This window comes from Acetobacterium wieringae, assembly GCF_023700225.1.
Taxonomy (GTDB): domain Bacteria; phylum Bacillota; class Clostridia; order Eubacteriales; family Eubacteriaceae; genus Acetobacterium; species Acetobacterium wieringae.
In genome coordinates, this window is sequence record NZ_CP097897.1 from 2,763,371 (window position 1) to 2,778,293 (window position 14,923).

The window sequence follows — 14,923 nt, forward strand, 5'->3', positions numbered from 1 at the left end:
GGTGAGTGATACATTATACATAGTTGTTTGCTCCTGACTTTCATCGTAACTTGTGCGGCAAGTGATGAATTGTGGTCGGGGGCTTTTTTTTATGAGTATTTTCAAATACCTGTTGTTAATTTATAAAGGTATTTCTAGAACTCAAGTACTGAATCGGCATAAAGGATATTATTTTTGATAATATCGCAAGCTACAATGGTTTCCATTAATCGTTTGTCGCAAGGATTTACGATAGCAGAACTGAATCCACATTGCATTGCCATAGCAACTGTAGCGCTATCTAATAATGGACGGATGTGTTTTGGTGCGCCATTCGATACGTTACTTAAACCACCAGTTGTTAACAGACCCATGTCAGTGATCATTTGAATTGCTTCTAACACATCACCTAATTGATCTTGCATTCCTTTGATAACAATGAATAATGGATCAAACAGTAAATCTGTTGGTTCCATTCCTCGTTCCATACCACGTTCTAATAATTCTGAACAGTATGCAATACGTTCGTCATTGCTTCCTGGTACACCTTCTTTAGAGCAAAGAGCGATAACCATCGCATCATTAGCAGCTGCTAAATCAACGTATTCGATACGATCGCCAGCATCAGCTGAGTTTACGATTGGTTTACCTTTTGATCGGTTATAAACCTGAATACCAGCTTCGATTGCTTTCATGTTGGCTGTATCCAATGCGATTGGCACGTTATCAAAGTTTTCCTGGAGTAATTTTACACCCCATTGCATTAATTCTTCGCCGCCTTTTTCAGCAGGTCCGATGTTTAAATCCAAGTAGTCTGCACCAGCATCTAATTGTTCTTTTGCTCTTAAAAGAATTGGCTCTGGATTTCTATCTGCGAATGCCTGACGAATTGCTGGAGAAATACAGTGAATTCTTTCACCAATAACCATGAATTTTGACATATTGTTCCCCTTTCAAATTGAAAAAAAATATTTTAGGTGTGCCCGAAGTGACTCCGGGCACAGATTGATATTATTTATGCTTGCATGTCTCTTAAGAACTTAGGTAATTGCATTGCTTCGTTTGGTCCAACAATGACTTCCCAATCTGGCAGTTCTTCAGCTAAATCGCCTTGAAGAACAGCAACCTTACCAGGTAAGATTAATTTACGAGAAGTAGTGATGCTGGCAACGTCTGCTTCTTTAATGAAGTTAGCGATAACGCCAGCGCCAAATTTACCAGCAGCCCAAGCAGTAAGTACTGAGTATCCACCAGCATCTGGAATTGCCAGGTAAGCAGGAACTTTAGATCGTTCGATTTCACCAGCAACAACGAAATAAGATAATGCGAAGTCAACGGTAACAAGAACTGGATCGTTGCCTGTTGGTTTGTTGAATTCATATACCTTCGGTTCAACACGCATTGGTTTTTGAGGATCGGTAAAGATGTTTTGTCTTAAACCAAACAGTGGTAAAGCAGCGTTGAAGTCCATTTCGTCCATAACGATGATTGAACCGTAACGAAGAACGAAAGCTGATGCTAAAGCAATTTGCAGGTTAGTATTAGCTGGTGCCAATTTGTTTGCAAATACAACTGAAGGATATCCGAAGGTACGGTCATTGCCTTTGATTGCTGCTGTACGGATATCAACTGCATTTGCGTAAGCTTCTTTGATTGAAGCTTCGCCAACATTTAATACCAGGTTTTTGTAACCCATTTTTTCGATTTCTTCAACTAAATCGTGTAATGCTTCAATACTGTCTGCAGAAACACCAAGAACAGCATCTGCAGCTTTAGCTACGTCTACCATTGCTGCGGCATTATCTTTGGTTGCACCCATGATAATTGCGCCTGCGCCTGCGCCTGCAACCGCTGCTTTTGCTACTTCAGCATCAGTTGTCACGATCATTGGAATTTTGCCACATTCAGCTACTTTTTTAACAAGTGCTGCAAATTTAGCTGCATCAGCTGCAAAACGGACAGCAACTACTTCAACGAACATCATTTCGCCGATACGGTCATAGTTAACTTTCTGTAATGTAGCACAAGCTGCATCGACATCAGCGTCACTCATAGCATCTGATAATTCAACGGCAAACAGGTTTTTGTTAACCAATGTTTTTTCGTGTCTGAATAATACAGTTTCGCCACCAAGAGCTTTTTCAGCATCACCAGAACCAACTTTGATGGTTTTCATTGGAGGAGCTGTAGCTTCTGATAATAATTCTTTAGATTCTTCTGAAATGTATGGACATTTTTCTACAGGTACCCCGCCAGTAGCAGCTTTCATTGAGAAAGCCATACATGTTGGGAAACCACATTCTTTACAGTTTGTTTTTGGTGTGAGTTTAAAGATATCTAAACCTTTTACTGCCATTTGTATTCGCCTTCCTTTCCTAACCTATGATTCCAGCAACTAAAGCTTTAACGGTTTTAGCTGATTCTGGATGTCTTACGATGATAGCGTTTGATCCGCCTACAACACAAGCAGAAGCTGTTGCTACTTCCATACCAATACCACGTGCTTCCTGATCGCCCCATTCTGGTGCATCTTCAATTGTGGAAACCGCTTCTTTTACGCCCCATGCTTCATTAGAAACATTGGTCATAATTGGCATTTGCAGTGATTCATCGTTTTGACCTAAGCCGGCTAAACGAATACGATCCATGGTTGAAGCAACATATTCAAAACCGTAACCGGCTGCTGCTGTTCCAACATCCATGATAATATCTTTGCTCTTAACACCCAGTTGTGTTAATAAGATGTTTAATTGTTTTGCAAGGTTGATATCTACTGCAGATTCAGCTGATACTTTTTGGCCGTAAGCCATTCCGCCAGCAGCACCAATTGTCTTGTAATTGTCTTCTACTGCAGAGAATAAAACGACATTTTTTCCTTCAAGAGCTTTTGCTACTTCTTCTAATAACTTAGCATCTTTTTCGCCGTTTTTACATCCTTCTACTACTAAAGGTACGTCGATTGCAGCTTCTACTGCTACGGCTGTTGCAACACAGCTTTCAACTGATGCATCTGCGCCGTTTGGATCTGCACTTTCAAGTTTAACTAATAGGAAATCAGCACCTGATTTTTCTACTGCTGCTTTTGCTAACGCTGCAGGGTTTTTCAAATCATCTCCGTAAAGTGCTTTGAAGCAATCTGCCCATTCGTCAGTTGTGTCTGAAATTGCGATACCAACCGCAGTTTTAAACCCTTCAGTACCTAAAAATGGTAATGAGTTTTCTCCACCTATGCTGATAGCTGCATCTCCAACACCTATCTCACATACGTTGATCTTGCCACTAAATTTTTGTTCTGCTTTTTTGTATGGCATTCTTTGTTTCCTCCTAACCTGTTACCTTTTTTCAAAATATTTATTTCAAAGTTCAAGACTTTAAAACCAAATTAAAACCATTACATATTCTACAGCTTTTTACCTGTATATATAAGTATACACAGATTGTACTATATTAGTTAAAAGTTTGTCAATTAATTTTCGGCATTTTTCTAAAATTTATCCTAATTTTTTTTAGAGTTTAAAGAGAAAGTAAAGGTTTTCAACGAAATCATCAAAACATCCCCTAAAATTGCCAGATCTTTGATGTTAAAGACGTCTGTTAATTTCTTGTCGAACAAAATTTGAGCTTCAGCTTCGAACTCATCGTCACCAAACCACAAAATCCAGACGATATCCACTCCGGGAGTTACCTTGAACTGCCAGGAAAGATCCCCTTTATTATAGGGAAGCGCTTGCAGTCCATTCATGTATTTTTTTAGTTGCTCCGGCATTTCGTTGCCTATTTGTGCAAAAACTTGAATGCAGCGTTTGTGAAAATTGGAATAATATAAGGGGCCATCCGGAAATTCTTTAAAACTGATCCATTCGTTGGTCGCTTCTTTTCCGTTGGCATTCATTAAATATCTGAGAATAAAAATTTTGATTGAATAATTGTCAAATTCTTCACCGTAAGCGTTTAGCACCACCCCACTGGGATGTTCGACAAAATACGTTTCTCCCAGAACCATTATTTCAAACCGTCCATTTTTCGGATCATAGGGGCAAGAGGCGTTTCTACTCATCTCGCCAGGATCGTGATTTTTAAATAAATCACGATTAATAACATAACTACTCTCCGAAAAATGGGGGTCAATATCCATAAGCTTTGATTGCCTCATTATTTCTTACTGAGTTCTTTAAGTGCCGGAATAAAAATATCGCCCATAACGGCCATATCTTCAGCACTGAAGGCACTGGGGAAGTTGGCATCAAACAAGATTTGTGCTTCAGGCGGGAACTCATCATCCCCAATCCATAAAATTACGGTCATGAACATATTGTTGATGACCTCAAAGCGCCACGAGAGATCCCCAATACTTTGGGGTTCTGCCCCCAGAATCGCCATCGCTTTTTTCAACCCCTCAAGATTGTAATTAAAGGTGAAGGCAAACCGTTTTAAACAACGCCCCTCAAAGCAGGGATAGTAAATGTTTCCTCCGGAAACATCCCGATAGGCAATGTTTTCGCCAGTAGTCTTAATCCCTTTGGCATTGATCAGATAACGCAGTATCATGGTTTTTAGTTTATAGTTATCAAAATCCTGTCCGTCCATATCCGTCACATCACCCTGAGGATAGGCAACCTTATACGGGGTTCCCATCAGCGTAACCGTAAAGAAGCGCCCTTCTTCGTCATAAGGACAGGTGCTGTTTTTGGCAACAGTCTGGGGATCCAGGTCTTTTAACAAGCTCTTGTAGTGTTCGTAGGGTATTTTATCTTTTCTTTTTTCTTCAATTGCGGTTTCATCCCGTAAGGTATTTTCCATTTAAAATCTCCTGTTTCAGTTTTCCAGAGACGGAAATAAATTCATGTTGGTATGCGGAATAAAGCAAGCTGAGATAAACTCATCCATATAGGTCGGGTGGACACTTAATTCCATATAAGTCATATTCTGAGAGATCTCACGAATCTTGTCTTTCCCTTCACTGAGGGTCAGGGCCAGATAACATCCCTGCATTGAACTGTTACCAATATAGAAGTATTTATCGACTGGTATATCTGGCAGCATTCCCAGAGCAATGGCATTGGTGATATCCAGATTAGTGCCGATTCCACCAGCAACATAAATATTTTCCAACACATCAATGGGCATGTCCAAACTTTCCATTAAAATATAAATCGCCGAAAACACGGCTCCTTTGGCCTTGATAAAGCTGTCAATATCAATTTCAGTGATATAAATATCTTTAGAGCCATTATCCAGTTCCTTGGAATAGAGATAATACTGGCCAATTCCGTATTCGTCAAATTTAATGCGCGGGTGATTCAGATCCCGTTCCATTCGACCTTTACCGTTGATAATGCCGGTTCGCTTCATTTCACAAATCAGATCGATAATTCCTGATCCGCAAATTCCCACCGGACTGACATGGCCAATGGTATTATAAAAAGGCCTAAGATCTTCTTCATTGATGGTAACCTGTTCAATCGCTCCCGGTACAGCCCGGGTGCCACAGCTGATTTCGCCGCCTTCAAAAGCCGGACCAGCCGAACAGGCACAGGTCATTAAGAAATCTTTGTTGCCAAAGACAATTTCACCGTTTGTTCCCAGATCCACCAGCATGGTAAAGTCTTCCCGCATCCACACCGGTACTGCAAAGACCCCGGCGGTAATATCGCCGCCAACGTAGCTGGCCACCGATGGAGCCAGATAAATTTTTCCTTCCGGATTAACATTGATTCCCAGTTCAGCGCACTTCATTTCGGGGATATCATTAATCGCCGGGATAAACGGCTCCCGTCTTAAATAGTCGGGATTTAAACCCAACAATAAGTGATTCATAGTGGTGTTACCGGCGGCACAAACCTCATAGATGTCTTCTTTATTGATACCGACGGTTTTAACCATTTTTTCAATAAGACTATTAATACTCTCATCGACAATGGCGTGGCGCAGATTTTCCAGTCCACCGGGTTTTTCCGAATAAACGATCCGGTTAATGACATCTGCCCCGTATTTAACCTGAGCATTCCCCATTGAGGCTTTTGTCAGGATTTCATTGGTGTTCATATCCACCAGACAGGCCGACACGGAAGTTGTTCCAATATCCAAGGCAATGCCGTAAAGCACCGATTTTTCGCCATTTGCCGGTTTAACATCGAGAATTTCGGCCACTTCCCGACGCTTCAGATAAACGACTTCGATTAAAAAATCTTTTTTTCTAAAGGCATCCGGCAATTTTTTCATCACATTCAGACTGATGGTGATGTCTTCATAGCCCAGATTTTGTTGAAAATAAAGTTTAAGCCGATCTTCATCGGCGCTGTTGTCTTCAATGCTGGGGCACGGTAATTGGATGATCTCTGACCAGAGCCGACTGGCATTGGTCATGCCTTCTTTGATCATTTTCTTGCGAACGTATTTAATGTTTTTATTTTCATTGTTTGATAAATCGGTGATCTGCATTTCATTGACAAAAGAAGATGCTAAATCCGGTACTTCCACCTCGATATCTTCAATAATGGTTGCATTGCAGGAAAGAACGATCCCATTGGCCATTTCTTCCTCAGAAATATGTCTGGTTTTTTCTGTTTTAACCTGTCCTGATACAATTTTTACCTTGCATTTGCCACAGGTAGCATTCCCGCTACAGGGCGAATCGATCATGACACCAGCTCTTCTGGCCGCATCCAGCAGATTCTCACCCTCACCGGCCACTAAATCAACAGATCTTTTTCCTTTAATTATAAATCGTACCTTACTCATTTAACAATCTCCCCTTTTCCGCAGTTTCCGTCTAAAAGGGCTGATAAACAGCCCTCTTCATATCTATTTATTTTTGTTGTTTTTGATGATTTCCAATTTGTTGACAATATCTCTTAAAGCCACCTTGGCTGGTGAATCAGCGGGCAGCTGAACCAGTGGTTTGCCATAGGCGTCATATTCAAAAACATTTTGATCCAGTGGTACAACACCAATCAGGTCAAGACCCTGTTTTTCGATTTCTTCGGCTGTGCCTTCGTTTAAGACGCCATCGGGTGCCCGATTGACAATCAATTTGATCACGGGTACTTTCAGTTTGAGTTCCGAAACCAGTTCCTTGATCCGACCAACTGCCTGAATCCCTCGACGGGAGCAGTCACTGACTAAAATCAGCATGTCAATTCTTCCAAGCGTTCCCCGGCTTAAATGCTCCATCCCGGCCTCGTTATCAACGATGATATATTGATAATTACTCGCCAGCATATCAAGCTGGGTTTTTAAGATTCCGTTTACATAACAATAGCAACCAGCGCCCTGGCTACGGCCCATAACCAACAGGTCATAGCCATTTCCTTCAGCAACCGCCTGATTTAATCGGAGTCTTAAAAAGTCGGTTTTGGTCACACCCGGAGGCAGTGGTACGCCTTCCATTTCAGCCCGATTTACTTCTTCTTTAATCTCGCCGATGGAAAGATCAACCTCTTCTCCAAGCACTTCGTTAAGATTGGCATTGGCATCTGCATCCACTGCTAAAATTGGACCCAGACCTTCTGCCACTAAATATTCAATAAGCATACCGGTAAGACTTGTTTTGCCAACGCCACCTTTGCCTGCAACTGCAATATTAAAAGCCATAATGTTTCCTCCATTATCATTTCCCGGTCAATTTTCTTTAAACAGTGTATGTTATTATCACTGTTTTTTCAACAGGAAAAATTCGTATTTTGTCAACTTGTATATATATGTATCGACAGGGCTATCATATCATAATCATTCTGGTTTTACAACATAACTTTATCACTTAAAGCACAAATTAAGGCCTTTGCAAAATATTTCTAAACAATTTTTGCAAAGGTTTACGAAACCATGATAAGACCTGCGTTTTTTTTGCATCAGATCTGACCTTCCATGATCTGAAATTCATTTAATTTCTCATTGCCATGGTCCTTCCTTTGTTTATTCTGATCGAAAAAAAGCCATATCCCCGGAGATTCGGGATATGGCCGTATTTTTTAGGCAATAAATTTGAGGACAAATTTTTATCAGTAGGTCACTTATTGAAAACAAATCCGTGTTCATTCATCGTGAGAGACTTCCACGGCAGCAGAAAAATATCAATCAAATGCTTCATGGATTGTTCTTTTGCCGAAACCACATGGATAATGTCTCCACCCGTTTCTGTAATTCGTTGTTTTTTTACGATGGTATTTTAGACATTTTCCAGCACTTTTCCGTCTGTTGTGACGGTTAGCACCTGCCAGGGAATCATTTTTCCGGAATTCTGAAGAGCCGTGGTCACGGCTGCTGTTATACCACCGCAACAGGGAACTTCCATCCGCACCACTGTCACACTTTTGATGTCATTAAGCTTTATTATTTCCGTCAGCTTGTCAGCATAGTCAACGGCATCCAGTTTTGGACATCCAATCAATGTGATTTTATTTTTAATAAAGCGATTATGGAAATCCGCATAGGCATAGGCGGTACAATCTGCCGCAATCAGCAGATGTGAACCATTGAAATAGGGGGCATTAACCGGTGCTAATTTAATCTGCACTGGCCATTGTCGCAATTGTGACTCCGGAGCAGCCGATTCCGTTGATTCCGGCGCTGTTGCTGACTCTCGAACAATCGCCTTGGACGAGGAGCCCGGACACCCACAGGCCAGTGGTTCCAAACCATCATCCGCTGCTGCACTTTCCCGGACAATCGTTTTTGCATGCGTTCCGGGGCAACCACCAGCTTTTTTCTCGCCACTGTTTTGAGCCATTTCTTTCTTTTTCATATTTTCCAGCACGGCAGCTTCGTCATAGGCAGCTGCTTCCCGTTCCACAAAGGTAATCGCCCCAGTGGGACAGCTGGGCAGGCAATCCCCCAATCCATCGCAGTAGTCATCGCGCAGTAGCTTGGCCACCCCATCCACCATACCAATGGCGCCTTCGTGGCAGGCTTCGGCACATAAGCCACAACCATTACATTTTTGTTCATCTATCGAAATTATTTTTCGGATCATCTTTTTTTCCTCCTTGAAATATCATGTATTGATTTCTTGAGCTAATCATAATATAATCTACCCAAAACTACCGTTGCATATGCAACACAAAGGGAAAATATGGATAAAAATATCGAAGTCTTAAGAAAAGTTAAACTATTTGATGGCATTGATGAAAATCTCGAAGCCATGCTGCAGTGTCTCGGTGGCGAGGTAAAAACCTATGATCGGGGGGAAATCATCCTGCTAACCGGCCAACCAGTTCCCGCAGTCGGGGTTATTCTATCGGGAGAAGTTCAGGTTATTCAAGAGGATTATTATGGCAATCGCTCGATTCTTACCGAACTGAGCCCCAGCCATATTTTCGGCGAAGCCTTTGCCAGTGCCGGGGTTAAAGAAAGCCCCGTAACGGTGCTTGCCAAGACCAACGCCAGTGTTATGTTTCTGGGCATCGAACGGATTATCAATACCTGCCCCAACTCCTGCGTTTTTCACAATCACCTGATCGAAAACCTGCTAAAAATTCTGGCCCGAAAAAACATTCTGCTGAGTAATAAAAATCAGCTGCTATCCCGTCGAACCATTCAGGACAAGGTCCTCTCCTATTTGTCGCTGCAGGCCGAAAAAAAAGGAAACCTCGCTTTTGAGATTCCCTTTAGCCGCAATGAGCTGGCCGATTTTTTATGTGTGGATCGCTCTGCCTTATCCCGGGTGCTTTCCAAGCTTCAGAAAGAAGGCATCATTGAATACACCAATAACCATTTCAAACTGCTGTAACATTTAATTGCACGGTTTCACAACTTTTACACCGAACTGACACGGTTATCTTTTGCCATATTATTTTCGATATCCTGATAAAGCGTGCGGGAAACCACAATCGAATCGCCGCGGTCATAAAGCCGATCCAGATAGTCGAGATAGGCGCCGGGGGTGATGATGCCATTGACCTTGATCAGGTCAATCCCGGTTTTACCGACAATGGTATCGACCAGTTTAACACAATTGGTTCCCAGGGCATAATAGGTTTTAAATTCATTGCCCTGTTTGAATTTATAAAAACTTGCTTTGGCATCATTATAAAGCTGACTGGAAACATCGGAAAAATCTCTCGGCTCGCCTGCTATTTCACCTTTATCGGCCTGTTCTGCTTTGGGTTCCCAGGGCATTGTTTGCGAAAGCAATTTTTCCAGTTGTTCCTGAACCCCACTTTTTTGTTCCGGAGTCAGCGACAAACCATATCCCATTAAAATTTTCTTTTCAACTTTCAGGGCTTGTTTTACATGTTCCTCTTTAGGCATCTCCACCAACACACCATCAGCTAAGAATCCTCCTAATTTCCAGGTGGAATCATCATAATTGCCATAACTGTAAACACACTCCCCAATTGAAGCATCCACATGACCCATTCCCGGAATCAACCCTTCTCTGGTGTGGATAAATATTTCCATATCGGTAGTTCTTTCTATGCTGTGGTCTTCCAATAACAACAGCGCATCCGGTTCTTCTTCAACCAGTTGATTGACCTTTTTTAACATCCGCATCGGTAAAAAAGCCGCAAATACCAGAGGCAGGGTGACCCGCATGTGCTTCTTGGCTTTTTGAGCGCCGCTATTGTGTTTCATTAAACTGACCAGTGCATCACCGAAGATATTAAAAGCGAAGAAAATCAGATATACTCCAAAAATGATGCCAAAAATCCGGCCGGTGGTGGCAAAAAAGGCCATATCAATCCCCAACCCGATATAAACCAGGGCCACCAGCATGGTCCAGCCCCAGGAGGCTCCATCGCTCTTAAGTTTCAAACTACTGATTAAAACAAAACAACCGATAATGATTCCCAGCATACCAATAGCGAAACTAAACGGCACTTTCAAAAATTGCGGGTTGGCGTAGGTAAAAATGCCCCCAAACAGGCACAATAACCCGATTCCCAACTCTTTTAGCTTGCTTTCATCTTTTTTTAAAAAAATGGCTGACAAGTACATCACTCCAACGACGACTAACATAATCGATATGCCGGTGATAATAATATCCCAGGCCAATTTTACGTCCAAAAGCATAATCATGCCGCCAATAAATACGGCAATGGATATCAATAACCAGACGACCGGTGCGGTGTTTTTGAATGCTGACATAAAAAGCCCTCCTTTTGGTTTTTTATTCATTTTATCAGAATTCTTCAAAGGCGACAATCGTATTATTTAGCTCAACGGCAATAAAAAAAACTCTGATTCAACATGCAAACCAGAGCTTTTCTTTTTACGTTAAAGGGATCACGACTTTCTGATTTTGATAGGATTCCACAACCACCGGCACCTGATAGACTGCGCCAATGTTTTCGGAGGTCATTATGTCCAAACCACCGTAACAGAAAATTTCACTGTCTTTTAAGAAGAGAAACCTGTCACAGTATCGCAGCGCCAAATTTAAATCGTGGATGACAATGACCACCGCTATCTCTTTTTCTTTGGTAATATTCTGAATCAGCTTTAGTACCTCCAGCTGGTTCTTTAAATCCAGGCAGCTGGTGGGCTCATCAAGCAGCAGCACTTTCGGTTCCTGGGCCAGAGCCCGGGCAATCATCACCTTTTGCAGTTCACCGCCGCTTAACTCATCGATATAACGCAGTGATAATTGTTCCAATCCCATACTGGCAATAATCGTTTCAACTATTTCGTAATCTTCTTTTTTCGGCGCCAGTTTAATATAGGGTTTGCGCCCTAATAAAATAGCATCATAAGCCGTTATTTGACTCCCTTCACTTTTCTGGGCAACATAGGCAGTATTTTTGGCAATGTCCAGGCGGGTCATCCTGAGAATATCGACCTCATTGACGACGACCCGGCCTTTTTGAGGTGCGATAATCTTATTCAGACACTTTAGCATGGTGCTTTTGCCCGCCCCGTTATTGCCTAGAATCGCGACGCATTCGCCATTAGCAACATCAAATTCAATGCGATCCAGAATTTTTCGGTTGGATCGATAACCAAATTCCAAAGCATCAATTTTCAGCATTGTGACTCACTCCTTTAAATATCAGATATAAGAATAGCGGAGCCCCCAGGAATGAGGTAATGGCTCCGATGGGCAGAATGATCGGTGAAATAATTAACCGGGCAAAGGTATCGCTAATCAATAGCATCAGCGCCCCCATCAGGGCTGATGCCGGCAGCAGATAACGGTAATCATTGCCAACAAAGCGCCGCATGATATGGGGAGCAATCAGACCAATAAAGTTGATAATCCCCACAAAAGATACAATCGTCGCCGCCGTCAGCGAAGCGACCGTCATCCCAATCAGCCGTACCCGGGAGACATTAACCCCCAAGCCGGTGGCGGTATGTTCGCCACATTCCAGGGCGTTGTAGTTCCAGCGGTTAAACATGAAATAAATCAGCGCTCCGGCCGTCACTATTGCCGCCACCTGGATATTTTGCATACTGGCCCGGCCCAGATCGCCAAAAGTCCAAAAGACAATGGCGGCCATCTGAACATCTGAGGAAAAGTACTGCAGTAGCGCCGTAGCACCAGCAAACAAGGAACTGAGGGCCACCCCGGCTAGAATCATAGTTTCAGGAGATGCCTTGCGGGCTTTCGATAAACCCAAAATCACAAAAGTGACAAACATCGAGGTAATAAAAGCGCAGATACTGGTTAAATAGGGGTTGTTGACGGTCACCGCATCGGCAGTGTTCCCCATGACGGTGCCCCCACCCAGGAAGGTAATGGCAATGGCGGCCCCGAAGGAAGCACCCTGGGAGATCCCCAGGGTGGATGCTGATGCCAACGGATTTTTTAAGATACTCTGCATGACACAGCCAGCCGCCGCCAAGCCAATCCCGCCGACAATGGCCATCAGAATCCGGGGCAGACGGATGTTGACGGTAACCAATACATTTTTGGCGGCACCCAATCCGAATAAGGCCTTTAACACTTCGGTAACCGGAATATCAGCCGAACCGGCGGTGATCGCAAAAAGTGCGGTTAGAAATGTCAGTATCACCAGAATCACGATCGTCAGAATCTTACGGTAGATGTATTGATCATAGTTGACGCCGCAGGCTGTCTTTTTGATTAACCATTATTTTCCAATTGTCAGTGGACCAAAGCCCTGTCCCGCTGCCGTATATTTAGCATATAATTTTTCGCCCAGCAGAAACTCAAAAATTTCATCGGCTTTCTTTTCAATATTGACATCTTTAAATTTATCGGGATAAATAATGGTACCGGCATAATAGGCATCGGCCAGGGCAATTTCCATATTGGTGTAGTTATTATTATATGCCAATTGGGTGTAAACCTTGTTATTCTGAACCGCCTGCAAGGAATTAAAGAAATCCGGGTTCTGGGTGTATTGTTCGTTGACCAGATCCATATTTTCCGGATTCAGGAAAATGATCTCCGGATTCCAGGCCAGAACCTGTTCAAGGTCAATGGAGAAGGCCGATTTTTGACCGGTTTGGTCGACCACGTTATTGGCATTGATGGCCACAAAGGGGCCATAATTCCCGCTGGTGCCGTCAAAGCCGTGTTTGCCTTTGAAATTCAGAGCGCCATTATAAACACTGGGTCGACTGGCTTCCGGAATATCTTTGGTGCGGTCATTGAGATCTTTTTGTGCCTGATCCATATACTCATTGACTTCCTTGGCCCGATCTTCTTTGCCCAATACCTGACCAATTAGATCCATGGAGGCACTCATTTTTCCATCAAATAAGCCGGGGCTGGCTACGGCCACCACCGGAATACCGGTTTTTGCCTGCAACTCATCAGACTGGGTATAATCCGACACGACAAAAATGACATCGGGTGCCAACTTAACGATTTCTTCGTCAAAAGGAACAATACCACCGGAACCACCCTGCCCAATTTGCGTTAAACTGGCAAAATTTGGATTAACCAGGGTATAAGGACGGGTTAACACCTGAACATTGTCCATATCAGTTCCACCTTTAACCAGATCAACGGCATCCATGTAGGTTAACAGCCGCATCACCCCAAGGGAACCAACACTGTCAATTTCGGCTGGCACTTCCACCTGACGGCCGAGGCTGTCGGTTACTACCTTTGTGGTGGCCTCTACTTCTTTACTTTCGGTATCATCTGCTTTTGCATTGCTGCAGGCCGCAAAAGATACCATCATCACTAAACTTAACAAAATGATCGCCACTTTTTTTATTCTATTTTTCATTACTTTTCTCCTCTTTCAACTCACTGCATTTCCCACTCAAAAATTAATTAAAAACCTCGGGTATAGGGATTCGAGCAATCAACACAAACTTTCTTGCCGTTTTCCAGCCGGATCATATGCTCGGCCGTTTTTTCACCGCATTCCTCGCAGATCACACTTTGAAAAATCCGGGCCCGTTCCGGCAGGTCATAATCCGGGGTTTTAAAGTCAAAGATCTTGCTGGCGTCGGGCTCATTTAAAATGAACGCTTCCATTTCATCCCGTTCCATTTCCGGCAAAGCTTTTAAAACCAGACGGATTTTTTCGCCACTGTTGCGATTAAAAAAAGTAAAAGCCTGTTTCCCCCGATTTCTAAACAACAGATTGCCTTTTCCCACGCTGCAGCCTAAAATAACCTGCACCCCATCAACACCGCAGGCATCGTTTTCGGTGATACACACCACATCTTCATCTTCTGAAAAAGAGATGTTGAGTGCCTTAATCGCTTCCTGTGAAGCTCTGACGCCAATGGCCAACCCAGGACAATGATGTCCATGAAATTCAACTGATTTTTCCCATAATTCCTGATTCATTTTTCTTTTCTCCTTAAATTTTCAAAAAATAAAAGACCCACATAAGTGAGTCTTCAGACACATAGTTGATATCAATATTAAACTGTTTTTACCAATACTACAAAGACACTTTACTCCTACGACACTTTTCAAAAGTGACAGCCCTTTTTTCAAATCGAGTCTGAGCAATTTCCTTAAGATTCTGTTAATTCGCCTGTGCAAAAAAAGCCAACAAAACACAACTCCTTTCAA

At 42.7% G+C, this 14,923-nt stretch carries 14 protein-coding genes; 1 reads left to right on the forward strand and 13 read right to left on the reverse strand.

Annotation, left to right across the window (positions count from 1 at the left end):
* Positions 1-134: 134 nt before the first annotated feature.
* The 8 genes from acsE to CHL1_RS13560 form a co-directional block, all read right to left on the reverse strand.
* Positions 135-920, reverse strand: a complete 786-nt coding sequence (gene acsE, locus CHL1_RS13525) for a carbon monoxide dehydrogenase/acetyl-CoA synthase methytransferase subunit (protein WP_070372462.1) — start codon at positions 918-920, stop codon at positions 135-137.
* 74 nt (positions 921-994) lie between these two features.
* Positions 995-2,335, reverse strand: a complete 1,341-nt coding sequence (acsC, locus tag CHL1_RS13530; RefSeq protein ID WP_250933426.1) for an acetyl-CoA decarbonylase/synthase complex subunit gamma — start codon at positions 2,333-2,335, stop codon at positions 995-997.
* Positions 2,336-2,354: 19 nt separating this feature from the next.
* Positions 2,355-3,290: an acetyl-CoA decarbonylase/synthase complex subunit delta gene (gene acsD, locus CHL1_RS13535; RefSeq protein WP_250933428.1), complete on the reverse strand. Its 936-nt coding sequence runs from the start codon at positions 3,288-3,290 to the stop codon at positions 2,355-2,357.
* Between the two features lie 185 nt (positions 3,291-3,475).
* Positions 3,476-4,114, reverse strand: coding sequence for a DUF3786 domain-containing protein (locus CHL1_RS13540; protein WP_250933430.1), 639 nt, complete (start codon positions 4,112-4,114; stop codon positions 3,476-3,478).
* 17 nt (positions 4,115-4,131) lie between these two features.
* Positions 4,132-4,779 carry a DUF3786 domain-containing protein gene (locus CHL1_RS13545; RefSeq protein WP_250933432.1) on the reverse strand — a complete coding sequence of 216 codons (648 nt, stop codon included), beginning with the start codon at positions 4,777-4,779 and terminating at the stop codon, positions 4,132-4,134.
* 15 nt (positions 4,780-4,794) lie between these two features.
* A complete protein-coding gene (acsV, locus tag CHL1_RS13550; RefSeq protein ID WP_250933434.1) occupies positions 4,795-6,720 on the reverse strand; it encodes a corrinoid activation/regeneration protein AcsV in 1,926 nt (641 codons plus the stop codon).
* Between the two features lie 63 nt (positions 6,721-6,783).
* A complete protein-coding gene (locus CHL1_RS13555) occupies positions 6,784-7,572 on the reverse strand; it encodes an ATP-binding protein (RefSeq protein ID WP_148636681.1) in 789 nt (262 codons plus the stop codon).
* Between the two features lie 574 nt (positions 7,573-8,146).
* Complete coding sequence (locus tag CHL1_RS13560) at positions 8,147-8,950, reverse strand: ATP-binding protein (protein WP_228882597.1); 804 nt, start codon at positions 8,948-8,950, stop codon at positions 8,147-8,149.
* A 99-nt stretch (positions 8,951-9,049) separates the two neighbouring features.
* Between CHL1_RS13560 and CHL1_RS13565 the strand changes: the two genes are divergently transcribed.
* Positions 9,050-9,706 (forward strand): Crp/Fnr family transcriptional regulator, encoded by a 657-nt coding sequence (locus CHL1_RS13565; RefSeq protein ID WP_148636679.1) that lies wholly within the window; start codon positions 9,050-9,052, stop codon positions 9,704-9,706.
* A 26-nt stretch (positions 9,707-9,732) separates the two neighbouring features.
* Here the strand turns inward: CHL1_RS13565 and CHL1_RS13570 are convergent, their stop codons facing one another.
* The 5 genes from CHL1_RS13570 to CHL1_RS13590 form a co-directional block, all read right to left on the reverse strand.
* Positions 9,733-11,064: an HdeD family acid-resistance protein gene (locus CHL1_RS13570; protein WP_250933436.1), complete on the reverse strand. Its 1,332-nt coding sequence runs from the start codon at positions 11,062-11,064 to the stop codon at positions 9,733-9,735.
* A gap of 124 nt (positions 11,065-11,188) precedes the next feature.
* Positions 11,189-11,944, reverse strand: coding sequence for an ABC transporter ATP-binding protein (locus tag CHL1_RS13575; RefSeq protein WP_070372452.1), 756 nt, complete (start codon positions 11,942-11,944; stop codon positions 11,189-11,191).
* Positions 11,931-12,932 (reverse strand): FecCD family ABC transporter permease, encoded by a 1,002-nt coding sequence (locus CHL1_RS13580; RefSeq protein ID WP_250933438.1) that lies wholly within the window; start codon positions 12,930-12,932, stop codon positions 11,931-11,933. The genes CHL1_RS13575 and CHL1_RS13580 overlap by 14 nt, the downstream gene beginning before the upstream one ends.
* A 78-nt stretch (positions 12,933-13,010) precedes the next feature.
* Positions 13,011-14,120, reverse strand: coding sequence for an ABC transporter substrate-binding protein (locus CHL1_RS13585; protein ID WP_250933440.1), 1,110 nt, complete (start codon positions 14,118-14,120; stop codon positions 13,011-13,013).
* A 47-nt stretch (positions 14,121-14,167) separates the two neighbouring features.
* On the reverse strand, positions 14,168-14,692 hold the full coding sequence (locus CHL1_RS13590; protein ID WP_070372449.1) for an FmdE family protein: 525 nt from the start codon (positions 14,690-14,692) through the stop codon (positions 14,168-14,170).
* Positions 14,693-14,923: the final 231 nt, after the last annotated feature.

Bases quoted from the DNA above. Each gene is read 5' to 3' on its own strand.
- CHL1_RS13565 (WP_148636679.1), top strand. From the start codon at position 9,050: ATGGATAAAAATATCGAAGTCTTAAGAAAAGTTAAACTATTTGATGGC.
- acsV (WP_250933434.1), bottom strand. From the start codon at position 6,720: ATGAGTAAGGTACGATTTATAATTAAAGGAAAAAGATCTGTTGATTTA.
- CHL1_RS13555 (WP_148636681.1), bottom strand. From the start codon at position 7,572: ATGGCTTTTAATATTGCAGTTGCAGGCAAAGGTGGCGTTGGCAAAACA.
- CHL1_RS13545 (WP_250933432.1), bottom strand. From the start codon at position 4,779: ATGGAAAATACCTTACGGGATGAAACCGCAATTGAAGAAAAAAGAAAA.
- CHL1_RS13540 (WP_250933430.1), bottom strand. From the start codon at position 4,114: ATGGATATTGACCCCCATTTTTCGGAGAGTAGTTATGTTATTAATCGT.
- acsD (WP_250933428.1), bottom strand. From the start codon at position 3,290: ATGCCATACAAAAAAGCAGAACAAAAATTTAGTGGCAAGATCAACGTA.
- CHL1_RS13585 (WP_250933440.1), bottom strand. From the start codon at position 14,120: ATGAAAAATAGAATAAAAAAAGTGGCGATCATTTTGTTAAGTTTAGTG.
- CHL1_RS13560 (WP_228882597.1), bottom strand. From the start codon at position 8,950: ATGATCCGAAAAATAATTTCGATAGATGAACAAAAATGTAATGGTTGT.
- acsC (WP_250933426.1), bottom strand. From the start codon at position 2,335: ATGGCAGTAAAAGGTTTAGATATCTTTAAACTCACACCAAAAACAAAC.
- acsE (WP_070372462.1), bottom strand. From the start codon at position 920: ATGTCAAAATTCATGGTTATTGGTGAAAGAATTCACTGTATTTCTCCA.
- CHL1_RS13590 (WP_070372449.1), bottom strand. From the start codon at position 14,692: ATGAATCAGGAATTATGGGAAAAATCAGTTGAATTTCATGGACATCAT.
- CHL1_RS13570 (WP_250933436.1), bottom strand. From the start codon at position 11,064: ATGTCAGCATTCAAAAACACCGCACCGGTCGTCTGGTTATTGATATCC.
- CHL1_RS13575 (WP_070372452.1), bottom strand. From the start codon at position 11,944: ATGCTGAAAATTGATGCTTTGGAATTTGGTTATCGATCCAACCGAAAA.